Genomic DNA, 19,223 nt, shown 5'->3' with positions numbered 1-19,223 from the left:
CAGCCTCACAGTCGTGGTCGACGGCGCTGCCGAGAAGCGCTCGTCCGCCCCGACGACTTCGAGGAGACACCTCCGTGACCACCACCGTCCATGCCTTCGGCGCCCGCGAGGCCGGCGCCCCGTTCGAGCCGGTCACCGTCGAGCGCCGTGATGTCGGCCCGCACGACGTCAAGCTCGACATCGAGTTCTGCGGCATCTGCCACTCCGACATCCACTTCGCCGACGGCGACTTCGGCCCGCTGCCGATCAGCCCCTTGGTTCCCGGTCACGAGATCGTCGGTGTCGTCACCGAGGTTGGCGACGCCGTGAGGAAGCACCGGGTCGGTGACCGTGTCGGCATCGGCTGCATGGTCAACTCCTGCCGCGAGTGCGAGAACTGCCTGCAGGGTGAGGAGCAGTACTGCCTCAAGGGCCACACCCTCGTCTTCGGCAACATCGACCGCGACCGGTCCGTCACCCAGGGCGGCTACTCCGAGATGATCGTGGCGAACGAGGACTTCGTCGTGCGCGTCCCGGACGTGCTCGACCCGGCGTCCGCCGCACCGCTGCTGTGCGCCGGCATCACCGTGTACGCCCCGCTCAAGCGCTGGGGTGCAGGCCCGGGCAAGAGGGTGGCGGTCGTCGGCCTCGGCGGCCTGGGACACATGGGCGTCAAGATGGCCAAGGCCATGGGGGCCGACGTCACCGTGCTCTCGCGCTCGGAGTCCAAGCGACAGGACGCCCTGGATCTCGGTGCCGACGCGTACTACGCGAGCGGTGACACCGCGACGTTTCAGACTCTGGCGAATACGTTCGACATCGTGCTCAACACGGTCAGCGCCCCGATCGACATCAACGCGCACCTGGGCCTGCTGCGACTGCGAGGCACCCTGGCGAACGTCGGGGTCAGCACCGAACCCATGCCGCTGAACGCGTTCGCGCTGATGAACAACGAGCGCACCATTGCAGGCTCGCAGTTCGCCGGCATCCGCGAGACCCAGGAGATGCTCGACTTCTGCGCCGAGCACGACGTGACCGCCCAGGTCGAGGTCGTCGCCGGCGACCAGATCAACGACGCGGTCGCGCGGGTGCTGTCCTCGGACGTCAGGTACCGGTTCGTGATCGATGCCTCGACGCTGGCTGAGAGCACCCCGGCGCACTGACCGTTCGACCATCCACGAGGAGAACACCATGGCGAACTGGACCAGCGCGGAGCTGACCCGCGTCGGCGACGCCACCGAGCTGCGCATCGCGTCGCGTCGCCCGGACGGCGCCCTGCGACCCGACACCACGATCTGGCACGTGCGCGCCGGCGATGAGATCTACGTGCGCTCCGCGCATGGCCCGCAGAACGGCTGGTTCCGCCGCGCGCTGGCGTCGGGCACCGGCCGCATCCGCTCCGGAGGGATCGAGCGCGACGTCACGTTCGAAGTCGCCGACCCCGCGGTGCGCGGCGCTGTCGATGCCGCGTACCACCAGAAGTACGACCGGTATGGCCCGGCGCCCGTTGGCGCCGTCACCGGATGCGACGTGCTCGAGACGACGCTCGTCGTGCGGCCGCAAGACTGATCGACCCGGCCGGACGCGACAGTCCGGACGCGGGCCGCCCCGGTCCTCACCAGGAGGACCGGGGCGGCCCGCGTACCGCGTCTTCGGTCTGCGCGCTGTCGGTGGCTCAGGCGTAGACGTCGAGCCCCGAGGATGACAGCGGGGGCAGCGGAGCCGGGGTGGGCGCGGCGGCCGGGCGCGGTGCGGACACCGCCACGGGTGCGGAGTAGGCGCCGCTGACGGGGCTGATCGAGCAGGACATGCGGTTTCCCTTCGTCGGCCGCGGGCTCTGCCCCGCGGTCCCTCGCCAGTTCGGCACTGGGGCCCCGGAAACGAGTGTTCGTGGGAGGTACTGCGGCACCCCCCCGTTTCGCAACCGTCTCCTTGATCCGGTCCAGTGGCCATCGACGTCGACGGCATTCCGCTCGAGCCGGCGGAACCTCGATGTCCACGATCCGGCAGGGCGGCCCCGCGGCAGTCACGTAGTCCGGGCAGGTGCGCAGACCCGGTACTGAGGGGCGTCACTCACGGATCGGGCCGGCGTAGCCTCGGGAGACGGACGCCGAGGCGCAGGTGCGCGAGCTCCTCGCCAGCCGCAGGGCACGACTGACACCGGTCGAAGCCGGACTGCCTGCGTGGGGCGGGCACCGGTGGGTCGCCGAGGTGCCGCATCTGACCCCGATCGGCCGCGAGTACGGCGCGATCGTCGAGGAGATCGGGTCCGGGGTCCGCACCGTCCGTCCCGGCGACTTCGTGGTCGGCGGGTTCCTTACCTCCGACAACACCTGCCCGCACTGCCGAGCCGGTCAGCACGCCAACTGCCAGCACGGCGGTTCGGCGGCCGCCAGTCCGAGCGGATCCGCACCCCTCTTGCCGGCGGCACCCTGCTGGCCACCCCCGGCCAGCCCGACGCGGACCTCACCCCGAGCCTGCTGGCCCTGTCCGACGTGATGTGCACCGGGCGGCCGCCACCTGCCCTCGAGAAGGGGGTTCTGGCAGTACCCGGAAGATCAGCCACTCCCGCGCGCCGCGGCGGTGCCGTTGCATGGGTGCAGTCCCGGCACCTCGGCGAGGTCGCGCACGGTGATCCACCGGCCGGGATCCCCTGCCCGTCACCTACGAGGACCTCACAGTGACCGTCCGCACCGATCAGCCCGTCGCCGCCGTCGCCCATCAGAGCGCGCTGCTGGCGATCATCCTGCTCAGCTACTTCATGATCCTGCTGGACAATTCGGTGATCTTCACCGCGCTACCCACATTGCAGGCCGACCTCGAACTGACCGCCAGCCAGCTGAGCTGGGTCCAGGACTCCTACACCTTGGTGTTCGGAGGGCTGTTGCTGCTCGGTGCCCGCGCTGGCGACCTGCTCGGTCGGCGTCGCGTCTTCGTGTTGGGGCTGGTCGTCTTCTCGGCTGCGTCGCTGCTCATCGGGCTGGCACCTGCAGAGTGGTGGATCATCGGCGCCCGTGCGCTGCAGGGCATTGGTGCAGCGATCGTCGCACCGTCGTCGCTGTCGCTGCTGACCGCGTCGTTTCCCGCCGGGCCCGAGCGCAGCCGCGCCGTCGCCTGGTACGGCGCAACGGCCGGGATCGGCGCGAGCCTGGGACTGGTGATCGGCGGCGCGTTCGCGCACTGGATCTCCTGGCGCGCCGGCTTCTTCATCAACGTCCCAGTCGGTGTCGCCATGATCGCGCTCGCCCCCCGGTACCTGCCCGAGACCACTCGTGCGACCGGCCGGTTCGACCTCATCGGTGCCCTCGCGGCGACCTTCGGTGTCGGTGCGCTCGTCTTCGGCGTCATCCACACCACAGACACAGGCTGGTCCTCCGCGGTGACGATCGGCTCGATCGCCCTCGGCGTCGCGCTGCTCACGATCCTGGTTCTCAACGAGGCGCGCGCAGCGCAACCGATCATGCCGCTACGACTGTTCGGGAGCCGCGAGCGAACCGCCGCCTATGTGGGCCGGCTGCTCTTCATGGGCGCGATGATCGGCTTCTTCTACTTCACCACCCAGTTCCTCCAGGGCGTGCTGGGATGGAATCCGCTCCAGGCCGGGCTCGGCTTCCTACCCATGACGCTGGTCAACTTCGTCGTCGCGATCACGATTCCTCGCCTGACACGGCGCGTCGGGAGCACGATCCCACTCGTCGTCGGGATTGCCCTCACTCTGGTCGGCATGCTGGCTCTGAGCCGCATCGACATGTCCAGCGCCTACCTCACGGGTGTCGCCCTGCCCATGCTCGCCATCGGGGTGGGCCAAGGCCTGACCTTCGCGCCTCTGACGTCTCTCGGCATCGTCGGTGCCACTGCCGCCGATGCCGGAGCCGCCTCGGGTCTGGTCAACACCTTCCACCAGCTCGGCTCCTCGCTCGGGCTCGCCGTTCTCGTCGCTGTGGGAGTCCATGCGTCGGCAGCCACCACCGGCGCGGCGGCCATCGCGCAGCAGGTTGGTGCCGCACTCGCGACCGGCAGCGCGATGCTTGCGGCGTGTTTGCTGGTAGTCCTCGTGCTCGTTGTGCCTGTAGCCGCCAACCGGCGCCGCGGCGCCGGGGAAGCGCCTGCCACGCCGCGTCTCGTCAAGGAGCTGGTGTGACCGGGTAGGCGGATGAGCCGTGACGGACCTCTCCGAACCGGACAAGGATGGCGTGCGCGCTGAGCACGTCGCCGACCTCGGCGAACCCCATGCGTCGGGGAACGGGGCACAGGTCGGGGCAGTCCCGTCCGCGTCCAGCCGCTCAAGAGGCTTCCGAGGCTACGGGTGATCCAGCGGCGCGTTGCGACCGCCGAGCCGAGAAGCGCTCCGCAGATGGCGGCGCAGGGGGGCCGGGAGCACGGTACGGGCAGCGCCCGTCAGCATGCATCGTGGGAACAACCTGCGCGGCCCGTCCACAGTCCTCCAGGAAGGTCGCACCGACAGTCGTGGCTCCTGCGTCGATGACGCGCCCGACGAGCACGTCGAACGCTTCGGTATCACCCGCCGTCCCGTCCTGAGCGGCTCGGGCACAGCCGGCCCAGGTCGAGGAGGCCATCGGAGTCGGGAGGACTCGGCGTCCCTGGTCGCGTCCTTGCATCGCGAGGGGTGATAGGTCGCGTGGCCGCCGAGAAAGACGCATCGACAGCCACGCGACGCACGGGTGCCGAAGCCTCAGTGGGCACCGGCATAGTGGGGAGCGGCTTCTGCCTCCTCGCCGTGCTCGAGGTGTTCCTCCGCCTCGAGGCTTGCACGGCCGGGGATCGTCGAGGCGACGACGGCCGCCAGCACCGCCGTGCTCGCCCCGATCACGAGTCCGACGACAAAGCCTGACTTGCTCGGCACCAGGTGACCGCCGCCCAGGTCGATCGTCATCTGGGAGAGCACGAGGCCGACGACCGCGGCGGAGACCGAGGTCCCGATCGAGCGCATGAGCGTGTTGAAGCTGTTCGCCGAGCCGGTCTCTGCACGCGGAACCGAGCCCATGATCAGGGCGGGGATGGCACCGTAGGCGAGTGCGACGCCCGTGCTGCACACGATGCTGGCCGCCGCCAGACCCCAAGCGGTTCCCAGGAAGACGATCGCCACGATGTACCCGACCGCCACGACAGCCGACCCCAGGGCAAGGCTGACCTTGGGTCCGCGGGCGTGCGAGAGTCGTGCGCCGAGAGGAGAGATCGCGAGCATCATCAGGCCGCCCGGAGCGAGCCACAGGCCCATCTGGATCATGTTCTGCCCGAGTCCGTAGCCCGTGCTCTCGGGCAGCTGCAGCAGCTGCGGGAGGATCAACGACTGCGCGTACATGGCGAACCCGACGACGAGTGAGGTCAGGTTCGTCAGCAGGACCACAGGGCGAGCGGTCACTCGCAGATCGACGAGCGGGTCGGACGCGCGGAGCTCGTACCACCCCCAGACGAAGGCCACGACGACGGCGGACGCGAGGAGCCCGATCGTGGTGACGCTGCCCCAGCCCCAGTCCGCACCCTTGGAGACCCCGAGGAGCAGGCACACCAGAGCGACGCTCAGACCGAGTGCACCGACGTAGTCGAAGCGGCCGTGGGCGACTCCAGGCGATGCCGGCAGCATCACGGCGATCAGCACGGTCACGAGAACGGCGAGCGCCGTCGCCCCCCAGAACAGCGAACGCCAGCTCGCGTTCTGGGCGACCGCAGCGGCGATCGGCAGACCGAGCGCCGCACCGACACCCATGGAGGCGCTCATCACGGCGATCGACGAGCCGAGGCGCTCGGGCGGCAGGATGTCGCGCATCGCGCTGATGCCGAGCGGGATCAGGCCCATGCCCGCTCCCTGCAGACCGCGGCCGATGATCATCGGCAGCACAGACGTCGCCAGCGCGCAGATCAGTGAGCCGACGACCAGCAGACTCGAGCAGACGAGCATGAGGCGACGCTTTCCGTAGAGGTCGCCGAGGCGGCCGCTGACGGGAGTGGCCACACCCGCCGTCAGCAGAGTCGCCGTGATGATCCAGGAGGCGTTCGACGCCGAGGTGTGCAGCAGGTCGGGCAGTTCGGCGATCAGCGGGACGACGAGGGTCTGCATCACGGCGGCAGTGATGCCGGCGAACGCCAGGACGGTCACGATCGCGCTGGGTTGCGACCTGGTCGTGGGGCGGGAGGGTGGGGGCGCGGTGGAGTTCACGTTGTGCACCATACATACATGGTGCGCGATGCCGATAGTCGGTATGATGCACATCACGCCTCGCTGCCACCGAAGGAGCTCCGATGAGTCGCCCCCATCCCGCACCCCCCACCCTGGGCGTGCACGGTGCGACCGTCGCCGACGACCTGAGGAGGGTGGAGTTCGAGTCGATGCTCCTCGGCCGCCACCTGGAGCCGATCCTGCGCCACACGACCGGGGAGGAGAGGCTGGAGCGCAGCGCGTACACGCTGCTGACACGACTGGAGCTGGACGGACCGCTGTCCATCGGTCAGCTGAGCGACGCGTTCGGGCTCGACGTCTCGACCCTCAACCGGCAGACGGCGGCAGTCCTGCGCGCGGGCCTCGTCGACCGCATCCCGGACCCAGATGGAGGCATGGCACGCAAGTTCTGCCTGACCCCTGAGGGCCGACGGCGCCTGGAGTTCGAACGGGAGTCGAACACGCAGGGCCTGGCAGGGGTGCTAGCAGACTGGGATGAGGCGGACCTCGCCACCCTCGCGCAGATGCTCCACCGCTTCAACGTCAGCATCGAAGTGCGCCGGCGGCGAGCCTGGCCCCGGCCCTGACTGCTCACGGATCGTTCGCATGCACCGCAGTCTGATGCGCGCGATCGACGCGCTGGCCCTGGCCCAGCGTCGCCTCGGCGGTGCCATGCAGCGCGAGGCAGCGATGCCGCCCGCGAGCATCTCGGCGGTGGTCCACCTCCTCGCCGAGCGAGGTTCGCTTGCGTTCTCCGACCTGGCGTGCGAGCTCGACATCGACGCGCCGGCCGTCAGCAAGCGCGTGGCATGGCTCGTGGAGCAGGGCTACGCCGAGCGCACTACCGACACGGCCGATCGACGCGCGAGGCACGTCGCCCTGACGTCCGAGGGTGAGACTCTCCACCAGGCGATGAACGCCGAGCTCACCCGCAGGCTCGATATCGGGCTCGCGGACTGGTCAGCTGAAGACACCACCGAGCTGCTCGCGTATGCCGAGCGTCTGACGGACGCCCTGTGGAGAGCCGCGGACCACGCCCACCGACGACGACCAGGGCGAGCCGACACCTAGCAGCCAGCCCCACACCCACCCAGTGCCATCATCACGCGCGCCTCAACCAGACTGAGAGAGGCGCTCTAGGAGGACGACACGCCCCGCGGGCGCGCCGGCAGGAGGAGCGCCACCGCTGCCGCGACCGCTCCGACAGCCGCAAACGCGACGAACGCCCCGCGGATGTGGTCGTCGCGGAGCGCCACGAAGGCCGAACCCAGCGCGATGCCGAGGGCCACCGAGAGCTGACGCACGAGGTTCGTCAGGGCTGAGACATCCGCGAGGTCGCTCGGCGGCACGCCATCGAAGCCGCAGACCTGGATCGTCAGGCTCACCATCCCGTAGCCGACGCCGCCCACCAGCATGAGGAGCGCGAGCAGCCACGGGTCCCACGCCATGGACGAGACCGCGAAGCAGCCCAGGACCACCACCACCAGCAACTCCCCGACCACGAAGAACAGCGCAGGACGCACGCGCCCCGCAAGCCGCCCGATGGTCTGCGCCGAGGTCGCGACCCCGACCGCGCTGGCCGCGGTGACGAGCCCGGCCGCCGTCGCCGACGCATCCACGGAGCCCTGCATCGCGAGTGGGGCCGTGAACACCACGCCGCCCATCCACGCCACCGTCGCGAGCGTCTGGAGCACCTGCACGACGCCGACGGCCCCGAGGCGGACCGTGCGCACGTCGATGAGTGGCACCGCGGCCCGGGTCTCGGTACGCACGAATGCCGCCATGAGGCCAGCGGCGGCGACCAGGCCACCGACGATCACCGGCCGGTCCCAGCCGACGGTCGGACCGGACGCCAGACACACGAGCGCGGCGGGCGCACCGAGCCCCACCAGCACGAATCCGCGCAGGTCGAACGGCGCACGCACTGCCGACCGTTCGTCGGCAGCCAATCGACGCCAGCCGAGCAGCACGAGCGCCGCCACGAACGGCACGTCCACGAGGAACGCCAGACGCCACAGGCCCTGGTCCGCCAGCACGCCCCCGAGCACGGGCGCCAGGGCCGGCATCACGGCCAGCGGCAGCAGCACAATCCGGACGACGCGGCCCCGCTCGTGCTCCGCGAAGGCCCGGTAGAGGATCGCCGTAGTGACCGGAAGCAGGATTCCAACCGCTGCACCCGCCGGACCGGGCGATCGGCGGATCCGCTCGGATGTCGCCGCCATCCACGAGGCGCTCGGTGACTTGGTCCCCCGCGAGCGGCCGGCCGGCGACCGTGGCGCATCCGCACGACCCGAGGAACGGCAGCTCGGCGGCGCCCTGCACGGTGCGTGCGCCGCACTCGGGCAGGCCGCCGAGTGGAACGCGGCCGCCTTCGCGCTCCTCGCCCGCTCCGACCAGGTCTACGTCCCGATCGAGAGCCTGACCGGAGACCAACTCAGCGACCGACCCGACCTCGCGGCCGCCCGCCTCACTGGCAGGACCCGGCTGACCCCCGCGCCCACCGATCGCATCGAGCTCACCCTCGACCGATACCGGGACGTCGCTCACGCCACCCTCCTGCGTCACCCCGAGCGTGCCAGTGGGGCTCCGACTTCGCAGGTGTCGTCCACACCCGAGACCCCGATCCTGACGGTGGAGTTGGAGACGACCCGGTAGTCGCGCGTGAGGGCCGTGCGCTGCGGTCACGGATGAGACGGATCAACCGCGGGCGACTGATCCGCGGCGTCCTGCCCGTCGATCCGCTCGAGTGCGTCGACCTCCACTTCATTGGCGCCCGCCGCGAGAAGGACACCGTCGGGGTCGACCGGTCGGAGCACCTGCTCGAGGACGCGTGCGGGCGCCATGTCCACCGACAGGTCGGGGGCGACGTAGTGGCCCTCGGTGACCGCGACGTTGGTGTGCCCGAGGAACGCGGCGGCCGCTTCGATACCGAGTCCACGCGCCAGGACCGTAGCGCCCGTGCGCCGATACCACCGCGGGGTGATGCCGGTGTCGGCCAGCCCCGCACCGCTGAGAAACTCGCGGAACGTCCGACGCAGGTTGTGCAACGTGATCACCCCGCCGTGCCGGTTGTGGAAGATCGTCACCTCGCGCTCGTCCGGCCCCATCAGGGCCAGGCGCTCGCGGATCACCTGGGCGGCGAACTCGGGCACGGCGATGCGCCGGTTCGAGGCGTCCGTCTTGGGCTGGTCCTGCCGGAAGTCCGCCACTCCGGTCCGCCGGACGACGGTCCCCTGCACGTGCGCGACCATGCCCTGCGGGGTCTGCGTGATGTCGCACGGCCGCAGCGCAAGCACCTCCCCCGGTCGCATCGACGTGCCGAGCAGCACCTCGCAGATGTCGCGCACCTGCCCGTCCGGCCGCGGGCCTTTGACGTCGGGCCCGGTTCGCCACGCGGCCGCCGCGGCGCGGATCGCCTGCACCTGCTCGAGCGTGAGTGCTTGGATGTGCCGCCGTGGGCGGCTCAGCTGGGAGGTGCCCTCGACCGGGTTGCGGGCGATCGCGTCATGCCGCAGCGCGAACGCGAACAGCTGGTTCAGCAGTGTGCGGGTGTGCTTGGCACGTGAGTAGGACCGGGCGGCCTGCTCCTTGAGGAACCACTCCACCCGCCCGGTGGTCACTTCTCCCAGCGTGTAGTCCTCGAATGCGGGACGCACGTGCAGGCGCAGGTCGTCGCGGTAGTTGTCCTTGGTGCCCTCGGAGATGTCCCGCAGCTTCAGGTCCGCCAGCCACAGCTCGCACAGCTCACCGAACGGGCTGGCCGCGGACAGCAGGCCGCCGCTGCCGTACCCGGCGCGGTCGGCCAGGCGCTCCTGCAGCCGGGTCCGGGCGCGGCGTTGGCTCGTGGCCACGGCGCTGACCTTGCGCAGCCGCCCGTCGATGTCCCGGTAGCGCACCATGGCCCGGTACCGGTCGCCGAGGTCGGTGATCAGCACGTCCCCGAAGGTCCCGATCGGGGTGCGGGGGCGTCCGCGGGTCACGTGCCACCGCGCCTGGGGTGGCGGGCGCCGTCGGCGGCCTCCATGTCGGCGATCCAGGCCTCGACCTCGCTGACCCGGAACCGCAGCTGGCGACCGACCCGGAAGCCCCGCGGCCCGCGGCCCTTGGACCGCAGGTCGTACAGGGCCTGGGCGCTCACCGACAGGGAGGCAGCCAGTTCTGACAAGGTCATCGACGGCGCTGTGGCCGACGTCACGGTGGTGTCCATGCCAGCAGGTGTGCGCCGGGGACCCAAGACGCGACGAGGCGGGCCGAGACCCACCACCGCGGGCTCGATCCCGTGCCGATTTGTGTCCACTAAGCGTCCAGTGGCCATGCCAGGCTCCTGTGTTCAGGATCCCGACATGGCCGCTGACCTGCGACTTCGGTGGAGCTGAGGGGATTCGAACCCCTGACCCCCTGCATGCCATGCAGGTGCGCTACCAGCTGCGCCACAGCCCCGTGGTCCACCGAGATGGACCCCGTTCGCCCTTGCGGGCGCTCGGAGAGTTTAGAACGATCCGGCGCCGAAACGCTAATCGGGGTCCCGGGTCCCGGCGTCGGCCTCCGAGGTGGTCCCGTCGGGGCCGGCGTCCCAGTCGGAGGACGCGTCCAACGGACCCACGTTGTAGCCGGTCAACCGCCACGCCGGTTCGGTGCCGGGCCCGGAGGCCACCAGCTCGGCCCAGTGCGCGTTGGACATACCCGTGATGCCCCGCCACTCGGCGTCCATCCCGATGAGCGCGTTGACGGCCGTGCTGATCGCCGCACCGTGCGCGACCAGCACCAGGGTGTCGTGCCGGTCGAGCGCGGCCGCGTGCTCGACCACGGCCTCCAGGACCCGCTCGGCCACGGCACGCCGCGGCTCCGCCTCGACGCCCGCCGGGTCGGTGTGGTTGCGCCAGTGCGCGAACTCCACGGGCCACCCGGCCTGGATCTCCTCGCCGGTCAGCCCCTCCCACAACCCGAAGCTGCGTTCACGCAACCGCGGGTCCAGTTCGACCTCGACGCCGCTGAGCGACCCCAGGTAGCCGGCGGTCTCCCGGGCACGGATCAGGTCCGAGCTGACGATTCGAGCGGGCGTCCGCCGGCGCAGCAACGCCGGTGCCGCCGTGGCCGCCTGCCAGTGACCGACGTCGTCCAGCGGGATGTCGATCTGGCCCTGCAGCCGGGCGTCCGCGTTGTACGCCGTCCGTCCGTGCCGCCACAGGACCAGTCGACCGGCGCTCACGCCTGGGCCTCGTCGACTCCCCGGGCGTCGGCCGGCAGCTCGATGACCGGGCAGTCCTTCCACAGGCGCTCGAGCGCGTAGTAGACGCGGTCCTCCTGGTGCTGCACGTGCACGACGACGTCCCCGAAGTCGATGAGCACCCACCGGCCCTGCGCCTTGCCCTCACGTCGCACCGGCTTGGCGCCCAGCTTGAACAGGGCCTCCTCGACGGCGTCGACGATCGCGCCGACCTGCCGCTCATTGGTGCCGGAGGCGATCAGGAACACGTCGGTGAGCACCAGCTGCTCGCTGACGTCGAGCGCGATGATCTCCTCGGCCTTGATGTCGGCGGCGGCGCGGGCCGCCGCGATGGTCAGCTCGATGGCGCGTTCGGTCGCGGGCACAGGTCTCCTCGGAGTGGTTCGGCGTGCGGCGTGCGTCAGGTGGACGACGCCAGGTCCTGCTCGCCGGATCCGGCGGGCAGGGCTGCGGGAACGGCCGTGACGGCCGCGCTGGTCAGATGAGGGGCGACGTCACTCGCCGTGGCCTGGGTGCCCTTGTTGGCGAGCAGCATGATCAGGAACCCGAGCACGAACGCCACGATCGCCAGCACCGTCAGGTGCAGCCAGGTGTACGGGTGGTGCTTGCGCACCGGCTCGTCGAGGTCGTCGTCGTCCCAGGTGCGCGCCGGCGCCGAGGCGCCGTCACGGGCCTCGGCTCCGGCGAACGCCGGCTCGGCGCCCCACCGCGGAGCGGGGACCTCGGCGGCGGGCGCCATGGTCGGCGCGACTGTCGGCGCAGCAGCCTCGGCAGGCCGGGTGCCCGGCCAGGCCGGTGCCGACGCGGCCGACGACGGGGCGCCGGACCAGGCCTGTGCGGCCGGAGGGGAAGCAGGGCCCTGCGGCACGGGCGCGTTGGGTTGGACCGGCGGCTGGTGCGGCGTCGGCGCCCAGGCCGTGGACGGTGCGGACGCACCGGCCGACCAGGCTGCGGCCGACGTGGGAGCCGGCTGCGCGGCCGCGGGCTGGCTGCCCCACGCCGAGGTCCGAGCGGCACCACCCGCACCGGACCCGGCCGGGGAGGGCGGGGCGGTCGGCGGCTCAGCGGCCGGGCGCGCCGCCCCGTAGGCGGCGGGCCGCTCGGGCGAGCCGGCGGGCCGGACAGGACTCGGGTACGCCGAGGGCGCCGCAGCGGGTGCCGACGGCTGCCCCCAGGCGCCAGCCTGCTGGGCGGGCCTGGCCGGCGGGGAGGTCGGAGGCCACTCACCCACCGGGGCCGCCGGGGCCGCCGGTGCGGCCGGGCGTGACGGCGCCGGGGGCCGCACGGTGGGCCCGGGCTGGGCCGGCGCGGACCGCGGCGGGACCACAGAGGAGCGGGGCGGCTGAGCTGCTGCGGACGGCTGACCCGCGGGTCCCTGCTGTCGCGCCGCAGGTGCCGCCGACCAGGTCGGGGTGCCGCCGGCGGCCTCGGGCGGGAGCGTGCGCGGCGGGCCGGAGGTCGGGTCGAGGGCGGTGTCGCGGATCGTCCGTCGCGACCGGGACACGGAGGTCGGCTGAGCGGTGCCCGGCACCACGTACGGACCGTCGCCGGCGCCGTAGCCGTCAGGGCCGACGGAGGGCACGGGGCTGCCACGCATGGCACGGCGCGAGGGCGGGTTCGGGTCGCCGCCCGGGCCGGGAGGCGCAGCCGTAGGACCCGCGGGCCACTGCGGGGTGGGCGCGTGCTGGCCGTCGGCCTGCTCCGGACCGTGCTGGAGGTCGCGACGGCGACGCCGCTCTCCCGGTTCACTCATGACTGACCTCGATACAACCTGTGCTTCGCGATGTACTGGACGACCCCGTCAGGGACGAGGTACCAAACCGGCTCCCCCGCGCGTGCCCGCGCGCGGACGTCAGTCGAGGAGATCGCCAGGGCAGGGATCTCCAGCAGGCTCACCCGGTCGTCGGGCAGACCGGCGACCGACAACGCATGCCCGGGGCGGGTGACCGCCACGAAGTGCGCCCGGTCGAACAGCTCCTCCGCATCCTTCCACGTGAGGATCTGCTCGATGGCGTCGGCACCGGTGATGAAGAAGAGATCGGCATCGGGACGCTGCTCCCTGAGGTCCCGGAGCGTGTCCACCGTGTACGTGACACCGTCACGCTCGATGTCGACCCGGCTGACCGTGAAGCGCGGGTTCGACGCCGTGGCGATCACCGTCATCAGGTAGCGGTGCTCGGCCACCGTGACGTCCTGGTCGAGTTTGAACGTCGGGTGCCCGGTCGGCACGAACACGACCTCGTCGAGGTCGAAGCGCGCCTGCACCTCGCTCGCCGCGACCAGGTGGCCGTGGTGCACGGGGTCGAAGGTGCCACCCATCACCCCGACACGGGGTCGGCGGGGGGGCACCTGCGTCATCTGGTCCTGGATCCTCTCGGGTCACCTGTCACGGCAGCGCCGGTCAGTGACGCGTCCCGACGCTACGGAACGCGTACGTGACCAGCAGCATCGCGACCAGCCCGGCGAACGCGCCGATGCCGAAGACGACGGGCGGGAACGGCAGGGTCGAACCGGTCTCCGCGGCCTGCTCCGCGGCGGCGATCAGGGCAGCGTGCACGTCGTCCTCCAGGGGTCGGGATGTGCTCTGACGGCGCCCCGGGGCGCCTCGGACGGGGTCAAGTGTCGCACGCAGGCCGTGCCGCACGGGCCCCCTCGCCCGGGATGTCCGGGCGCTGAGGCGAATCCCACAGCCGGCACCCAGCCTCGGCTCAGGGCCGCACGTGCCCGTCGCCGTGCACGATCCACTTGGTGGTCGTCAGCTCCGCCAACCCCATCGGACCGCGCGCGTGCAGCTTCTGGGTGGAGATCCCGATCTCGGCACCCAGGCCCAGCTGCCCGCCGTCGGTGAACCGCGTCGAGGCGTTGACCATCACCGCCGCCGAGTCGACCTCGGCGACGAAACGCTCGGAGGAGGCCAGGTCGCGGGTGACGATGGCCTCGGTGTGCCCCGAGCTCCACGTGCGGATGTGCTCGATCGCCTCGTCGAGGTCGTCCACCACCCGCACGGCCAGGTCGAGCGAGAGGTACTCGGTGCCCCAGTCCTCCTCGGTGGCCGGCACCACGGCGGCCTCCTCGGGCGCCAGCCGCCGCGCGGCGTCGTCGGCGTGGATCGTCACGCCGGCGTCCGCCAGCTGCGCCAGCGCCACCGGCAGGAACTCGTCGGCGACGGCCCGGTGCACCAGCAGGGTCTCGGCGGCATTGCACACGCCCACGCGCTGCGTCTTCGCGTTGAGGATGATCGGCAGCGCCATCGCCAGGTCGGCGCTCTCGTCCACGTAGACGTGGCAGTTGCCCACACCTGTCTCCACGACCGGGACCGTCGACTCCCGCACCACGGTCTGGATCAGGTCGGCACCGCCGCGGGGCACCAGCACGTCGACCAGCCCACGCGCGTGCATGAGCGCCACCGCGCCGGCACGACCCCACGCGTCGATGGACTGGACCAGGTCACCCGGCAGCCCCTGCTGCTCGAGTGCGTCGGCCAGCACACCGACGATGACCTCGTTGCTGCGGGCCGCCGCCGAACCACCACGCAGCACCACCGCGTTGCCGCTCTTGAGCGCCAACCCGGCCGCGTCGACCGTCACGTTGGGGCGCGCCTCGTAGATCATGCCGACCACCCCCATCGGCACCCGGACCTGCCGCAGCCGCAACCCGTTGGGCAGGGTCGAGCCGCGCACGACCTCCCCGACAGGGTCGGGCAGCGCGGCCAGCTCGCGCAGCGCCTCGGCGATCGCCACGATCCGCGCGGGGTCCAGCGCCAGCCGGTCCAGCAGACCGGCGGACGTGCCCGCCGCGCGGCCCCGCGCCAGGTCCTCGGCGTTCGCCGCGACGATCACGTCGGTGGCCGCCACGAGGGCGTCGGCGAGCGCGTGCAGCGCGGAGTCCTTGGTGGCACGGGTGGCCGTGGCCAGCACGCGCGAGGCGTCCTTGGCCCGACGAGCCACGGCCCGCACCTGGGCGACGACGTCGTCCGACGGCGCGGGCGACCCACCGCCCGCCTCGGACGGGACCTGCACCGGGGTGTCGACGGAGGCGCTCATCCCGTCAGGGTAGCCCCGCCGCCGACGGCGAGGTCAGACGTCCGCCACCCGGCCGCCGGCCGCACCGACGCCCGCGGCACGGGCGCCCGTCTCGGGTGCACGCCGTCGGCGCACCAGCACCAGGTCGTCGCGGTTGACCAGCTCACGGTCGTACCCCGGGCCCAGATCACGGCGCAGGTCGGACGTCGTGCGGCCCAGCAGGTCCGGCATCTCGTCCGAGGAGTAGGCCACCAGACCCCGCGCGATCACCACGTGGTCCGGCCCGACGAGCTCGATCGGGTCCCCGGCCTCGAACGACCCCTCGAAGGCCGTCACACCGGCCGGCAGCAACGACTTGTGCCGCTCGGCGACCGCGTGCACCGCGCCGGCGTCGAGCACCAGGCGCCCGCGCGTGCGGGCGGCGTGCGCGAGCCACAGCAGCCGCACACCCCGACGGCTGCCCGTCGCCGAGAACCACGTGCCCACGTCCGCACCCGCCAGGGCCTGCCCCGCCTGCGCCGCCGAGGTCAGCACCACGGGGATCCCCGACTGCGTCGCGATCGACACCGACTCGAGCTTGGTCACCATGCCGCCGGTGCCCACCGCACTGCCGCGCGCCGTGACGTCGATGCCGTCCAGGTCGCGCGGGCCGCGCACCAGCGGGATGCGCCGCGAGCCCGCGCGCGTCGGAGGCCCCGTGTACAGGCCGTCCACGTCGGTCAGCAGCACCAGGGCGTCGGCGTGCACCAGGTGCGAGACGAGGGCTGCGAGCCGGTCGTTGTCACCGAACCGGATCTCCTCGGTGGCCACCGCGTCGTTCTCGTTGATGATCGGCACCACGCCCAGGTCGAGCAGCCGGGCCAGCGCCCGGTGCGCGTTGCGGTAATGCGTGCGTCGCACCGTGTCGTCGGCGGTCAGCAGCACCTGGCCCACGCGCAGACCGTGGTCGGCGAACGCCTTCGTGTAGTGCGCCACCAGCAGACCCTGACCGACGGACGCGGCCGCCTGCTGCGTGGCCAGGTCGCGCGGTCGACCGGCCAGCCCCAACGGCGCGATGGCCGCAGCGATCGCCCCGGAGGACACCAGCACGACCTGCCCGCCGGCCGCCCGACGAGCGGCCAGCACGTCCACCAGGGCGCGCAGCCGTGCGACGTCGAGACGACCGTCCGGGCTGGTCAGCGACGACGACCCGACCTTGACGACGATGCGTCCTGCGGTGGGGACCTGTGCCCGGTCGGTCAGTGCAGCTGCGCTCACCAGGCCATTGTCCCCTCCGGCAGCCCGCCGACGTGCACCCATCCACGCCCTGACCTCGGCACCGGTCGCCCGGCACCGAGGTCGCAAGGACCGGTCAGTCCTCGGGGTCGGCCCAGTGACCGGCCTCGCGCTCGGTCCACAGCTCGGCACGCGCGGCCGCCTTGGCGTCCATGCGCTCCTTGTACTCCTGCCGCTTCTCGCCACGCGTGGGCCGCGACCGGTCCTCCAGACGCAGGTCCGAACCACGCGGCCCGCCCAGCAGCTCCGAACCGGTCATCAGGGTCGGCTCCCAGTCGAAGACCACCGAGTTGTGGTCCGGTCCGATCCGGACCTCGTCACCGGCGACCGCGCCCGCCTTGAACAGCCGCTCCTCGACACCCAGGCGTGCCAGACGGTCCGCCAGGTAGCCGACGGCCTCGTCGTTGGTGAAGTCCGTCTGCCGGACCCACCGCTCGGGCTTCTCGCCGCGCACCGCGAACCACACCTCGCCGCCCTGCTCCCGCCGGGTGACCGTGAAGCCGGCGTCGTCGACCGCCTTGGGCCGCAGCACCACACGCGTGTTCTCGGGCGTCGGCGCCTCCCGGCGGGCCTTCTCCACGAGCTCGGCGAGCGCGAACGTCAGCGGCCGCAGGCCCTCGTGGCTGGCCGTCGACACCTCGAACACGCGCAGGCCGCGCGCCTCGAGCTCCGGGCGGACCATCTCGGCCAGGTCCCGGGCCTCGGGCACGTCGATCTTGTTGAGCACGACCATCCGGGGGCGCTCCTGCAACGGCACCCGCCCGCCCTCGATCCCGAGGTCGCCCGCGTACTGGGCCAGCTCGGCCTCGATGACGTCCAGGTCGGAGATCGGGTCACGATCGGGCTCGAGCGTGGCGCAGTCGAGCACGTGCACGAGCACCGCGCACCGTTCGATGTGCCGCAGGAACTCCAGGCCCAGCCCCTTGCCCTCGGACGCACCCGGGATCAGGCCGGGCACGTCGGCCACGGTGTAGCGGGCCGAGCCGGCCTGCACCACGCCGAGGTTCGGCACCAGCGTGGTGAACGGGTAGTCGGCGATCTTGGGCCGCGCCGCGGAGATCGCGGCCACCAGGCTCGACTTGCCGGCGCTCGGGTAGCCCACGAGTGCCACGTCGGCGATCGTCTTGAGCTCGAGGACGACGTCCTGCGACTCCCCAGGCTCCCCCAGCAGCGCGAAGCCGGGTGCCTTGCGCCGCGGGGACGCCAGCGCCGCGTTGCCGAGCCCCCCGCGACCGCCCGCGGCAGCCACGTACTCGGCGCCCACGCCGACCAGGTCGGCCAGCACGTTCCCGTCGGCGTCCTTCACGACGGTGCCGTCCGGCACGCCGAGCACCAGGTCCGGACCGATCGCGCCCTGACGGTGGTCACCCATGCCCTGCGAACCCGACGATGCGTGCCGGTGCGGCAGGTGGTGGAACTCGAGCAAGGTGGTCACCTGCGGGTCGACCCGCAGGATCACGGACCCGCCGTTGCCCCCGTTGCCCCCGTCGGGACCCGCCAAGGGCTTGAACTTCTCGCGGTGGATGGACGCACAGCCGTGCCCACCGTCACCGCCGGCCGCATGCACCACGACCCGGTCGACGAATGTCGCCACGACTGCCTCCTTGTGTTCGTGCGATCTTCACACGACGAAGGGGCGCACCGCACGGGTGCGCCCCTTCGTCGACGTGCGGTCCGCCGCATCAGCGCGGCGGACGACGGACAGGTCTCAGACCTCGGCCGCCACGATGTCGATGACCTTGCGGCCACGACGGGTGCCGAACTCGACCGCACCGGCGGTCAGCGCGAACAGCGTGTCGTCGCCGCCACGGCCGACGTTGATGCCCGGGTGGAAGTGGGTGCCGCGCTGGCGGACGATGATCTCGCCGGCCTTCACGACCTGGCCACCGAAGCGCTTGACGCCCAGGCGCTGGGCGTTGGAGTCGCGACCGTTGCGCGAGGAGCTCGCGCCCTTCTTGTGTGCCATGACGAACCTGCTTTCGTGCTGCTCAGAACGGGGGCTGCAGCCGCGGCGAGGTCACGCCGCGGAGCGAGATCACTTGATGCCGGTGACCTTCAGGCGGGTCAGCTGCTGACGGTGACCCTGGCGCTTGCGGTAACCGGTCTTGTTCTTGTACTTGAGGATGTCGATCTTCGGGCCCTTCTCGTCCCGCACGACCTCCGCCGTCACCTTCACCTTGGCCAGGGCCGAGGCGTCGGTGGTGACCTTCTCGCCGTCGACGAGCAGGAGCGCAGGCAGCTCGACCGTCGCACCGGCCTTGGCGGCGAGGCGGTCGACGACGACGACGTCGCCGACGGCGACCTTCTCCTGGCGGCCGCCAGCCTTCACGATCGCGTACACCACGTTGATGCTCATCTCTGCTCGTCGAACTGCTTGTCTCGAACCACGTCTGCTGGGTGTGCCGCCCGCGTCCGCGCACCACCCGACCTACCCAGGCTCCGGGGGTTCGCGTCGCAGCAGACCTCGTCGGCCAGTGGAACGTGCTGTTCCGGCGACACACGCTGTCGACACACACTCCCTGTCGACCCACATGTGCAGTGA

The 19,223-nt window shown here is 71.8% G+C and carries 21 protein-coding genes and 1 tRNA gene; 6 read left to right on the top strand and 16 right to left on the bottom strand.

The features are described 5' to 3' along the window. Positions 1-74 precede the first annotated feature (74 nt). Both ACTHAM_RS10365 and ACTHAM_RS10360 read left to right on the top strand, forming a co-directional pair. The gene (locus tag ACTHAM_RS10365; protein ID WP_440687059.1) at positions 75-1,142 is read left to right on the top strand and encodes an NAD(P)-dependent alcohol dehydrogenase; all 1,068 of its coding nucleotides are present in this window, start codon (positions 75-77) and stop codon (positions 1,140-1,142) included. Positions 1,143-1,170: 28 nt separating this feature from the next. Further along, a complete protein-coding gene (locus ACTHAM_RS10360) occupies positions 1,171-1,548 on the top strand; it encodes a DUF2255 family protein (RefSeq protein WP_440687057.1) in 378 nt (125 codons plus the stop codon). Between the two features lie 106 nt (positions 1,549-1,654). Here ACTHAM_RS10360 and ACTHAM_RS10355 read toward each other — a convergent pair whose 3' ends face one another. Then, entirely contained in the window at positions 1,655-1,789 is a 135-nt protein-coding gene (locus tag ACTHAM_RS10355) for a hypothetical protein (protein WP_440687055.1), read from the bottom strand. Between the two features lie 311 nt (positions 1,790-2,100). Between ACTHAM_RS10355 and ACTHAM_RS10350 the strand changes: the two genes are divergently transcribed. Both ACTHAM_RS10350 and ACTHAM_RS10345 read left to right on the top strand, forming a co-directional pair. Continuing rightward, on the top strand, positions 2,101-2,478 hold the full coding sequence (locus ACTHAM_RS10350; protein ID WP_440687053.1) for an alcohol dehydrogenase catalytic domain-containing protein: 378 nt from the start codon (positions 2,101-2,103) through the stop codon (positions 2,476-2,478). Between the two features lie 181 nt (positions 2,479-2,659). Next, positions 2,660-4,120: an MFS transporter gene (locus tag ACTHAM_RS10345; protein ID WP_440687051.1), complete on the top strand. Its 1,461-nt coding sequence runs from the start codon at positions 2,660-2,662 to the stop codon at positions 4,118-4,120. Between the two features lie 552 nt (positions 4,121-4,672). On the opposite strand, the gene ACTHAM_RS10340 is transcribed toward ACTHAM_RS10345, so the two are convergent. After that, entirely contained in the window at positions 4,673-6,169 is a 1,497-nt protein-coding gene (locus tag ACTHAM_RS10340) for an MFS transporter (RefSeq protein WP_440687049.1), read from the bottom strand. A 71-nt stretch (positions 6,170-6,240) separates the two neighbouring features. On the opposite strand from ACTHAM_RS10340, the gene ACTHAM_RS10335 reads away from it, so the two are divergent. Continuing rightward, positions 6,241-6,744 carry a MarR family winged helix-turn-helix transcriptional regulator gene (locus ACTHAM_RS10335; RefSeq protein WP_440687047.1) on the top strand — a complete coding sequence of 168 codons (504 nt, stop codon included), beginning with the start codon at positions 6,241-6,243 and terminating at the stop codon, positions 6,742-6,744. Between the two features lie 34 nt (positions 6,745-6,778). Then, the gene (locus ACTHAM_RS10330; RefSeq protein ID WP_440687045.1) at positions 6,779-7,228 is read left to right on the top strand and encodes a MarR family winged helix-turn-helix transcriptional regulator; all 450 of its coding nucleotides are present in this window, start codon (positions 6,779-6,781) and stop codon (positions 7,226-7,228) included. Between the two features lie 65 nt (positions 7,229-7,293). Here ACTHAM_RS10330 and ACTHAM_RS10325 read toward each other — a convergent pair whose 3' ends face one another. The 14 genes from ACTHAM_RS10325 to rplU all read right to left on the bottom strand — a co-directional run bounded on the left by ACTHAM_RS10325 (position 7,294) and on the right by rplU (position 19,025). After that, positions 7,294-8,379, bottom strand: a complete 1,086-nt coding sequence (locus ACTHAM_RS10325) for an MFS transporter (RefSeq protein ID WP_440687043.1) — start codon at positions 8,377-8,379, stop codon at positions 7,294-7,296. Positions 8,380-8,838: 459 nt separating this feature from the next. After that, positions 8,839-10,092, bottom strand: coding sequence for a site-specific integrase (locus ACTHAM_RS10320; RefSeq protein ID WP_440687041.1), 1,254 nt, complete (start codon positions 10,090-10,092; stop codon positions 8,839-8,841). Positions 10,093-10,133: 41 nt separating this feature from the next. Further along, positions 10,134-10,364, bottom strand: coding sequence for a helix-turn-helix transcriptional regulator (locus ACTHAM_RS10315; RefSeq protein ID WP_440687039.1), 231 nt, complete (start codon positions 10,362-10,364; stop codon positions 10,134-10,136). 160 nt (positions 10,365-10,524) lie between these two features. Next, a tRNA-Ala gene (locus ACTHAM_RS10310) sits at positions 10,525-10,597 on the bottom strand. A gap of 73 nt (positions 10,598-10,670) precedes the next feature. Continuing rightward, positions 10,671-11,366 carry a histidine phosphatase family protein gene (locus tag ACTHAM_RS10305; RefSeq protein WP_440687037.1) on the bottom strand — a complete coding sequence of 232 codons (696 nt, stop codon included), beginning with the start codon at positions 11,364-11,366 and terminating at the stop codon, positions 10,671-10,673. Then, positions 11,363-11,749: a ribosome silencing factor gene (rsfS, locus tag ACTHAM_RS10300; RefSeq protein ID WP_440687035.1), complete on the bottom strand. Its 387-nt coding sequence runs from the start codon at positions 11,747-11,749 to the stop codon at positions 11,363-11,365. Before rsfS ends, ACTHAM_RS10305 begins: the two co-directional genes overlap by 4 nt. A gap of 35 nt (positions 11,750-11,784) precedes the next feature. Continuing rightward, positions 11,785-12,123: a hypothetical protein gene (locus tag ACTHAM_RS10295; protein WP_440687033.1), complete on the bottom strand. Its 339-nt coding sequence runs from the start codon at positions 12,121-12,123 to the stop codon at positions 11,785-11,787. A gap of 1,010 nt (positions 12,124-13,133) precedes the next feature. Further along, entirely contained in the window at positions 13,134-13,742 is a 609-nt protein-coding gene (gene nadD, locus ACTHAM_RS10290) for a nicotinate-nucleotide adenylyltransferase (protein WP_440687031.1), read from the bottom strand. A gap of 43 nt (positions 13,743-13,785) precedes the next feature. Continuing rightward, positions 13,786-13,941: a hypothetical protein gene (locus ACTHAM_RS10285; protein WP_440687029.1), complete on the bottom strand. Its 156-nt coding sequence runs from the start codon at positions 13,939-13,941 to the stop codon at positions 13,786-13,788. 151 nt (positions 13,942-14,092) lie between these two features. Beyond that, the gene (locus ACTHAM_RS10280; RefSeq protein WP_440687027.1) at positions 14,093-15,427 is read right to left on the bottom strand and encodes a glutamate-5-semialdehyde dehydrogenase; all 1,335 of its coding nucleotides are present in this window, start codon (positions 15,425-15,427) and stop codon (positions 14,093-14,095) included. A gap of 33 nt (positions 15,428-15,460) precedes the next feature. Further along, positions 15,461-16,705, bottom strand: coding sequence for a glutamate 5-kinase (gene proB, locus ACTHAM_RS10275; protein WP_440687025.1), 1,245 nt, complete (start codon positions 16,703-16,705; stop codon positions 15,461-15,463). Between the two features lie 52 nt (positions 16,706-16,757). Next, the gene (gene obgE, locus ACTHAM_RS10270) at positions 16,758-18,275 is read right to left on the bottom strand and encodes a GTPase ObgE (protein WP_440687023.1); all 1,518 of its coding nucleotides are present in this window, start codon (positions 18,273-18,275) and stop codon (positions 16,758-16,760) included. A 114-nt stretch (positions 18,276-18,389) separates the two neighbouring features. Further along, positions 18,390-18,647, bottom strand: a complete 258-nt coding sequence (gene rpmA, locus ACTHAM_RS10265; RefSeq protein WP_440687021.1) for a 50S ribosomal protein L27 — start codon at positions 18,645-18,647, stop codon at positions 18,390-18,392. Between the two features lie 69 nt (positions 18,648-18,716). After that, positions 18,717-19,025, bottom strand: coding sequence for a 50S ribosomal protein L21 (gene rplU, locus ACTHAM_RS10260; protein WP_440687220.1), 309 nt, complete (start codon positions 19,023-19,025; stop codon positions 18,717-18,719). Positions 19,026-19,223 lie beyond the last annotated feature (198 nt).

Source organism: Cellulomonas soli (genome assembly GCF_052036975.1).
Lineage (GTDB): Bacteria > Actinomycetota > Actinomycetes > Actinomycetales > Cellulomonadaceae > Cellulomonas > Cellulomonas soli_A.
Note: the sequence above shows the minus strand (reverse complement) of the source record. Positions and strands in the feature narration are given on the sequence as shown.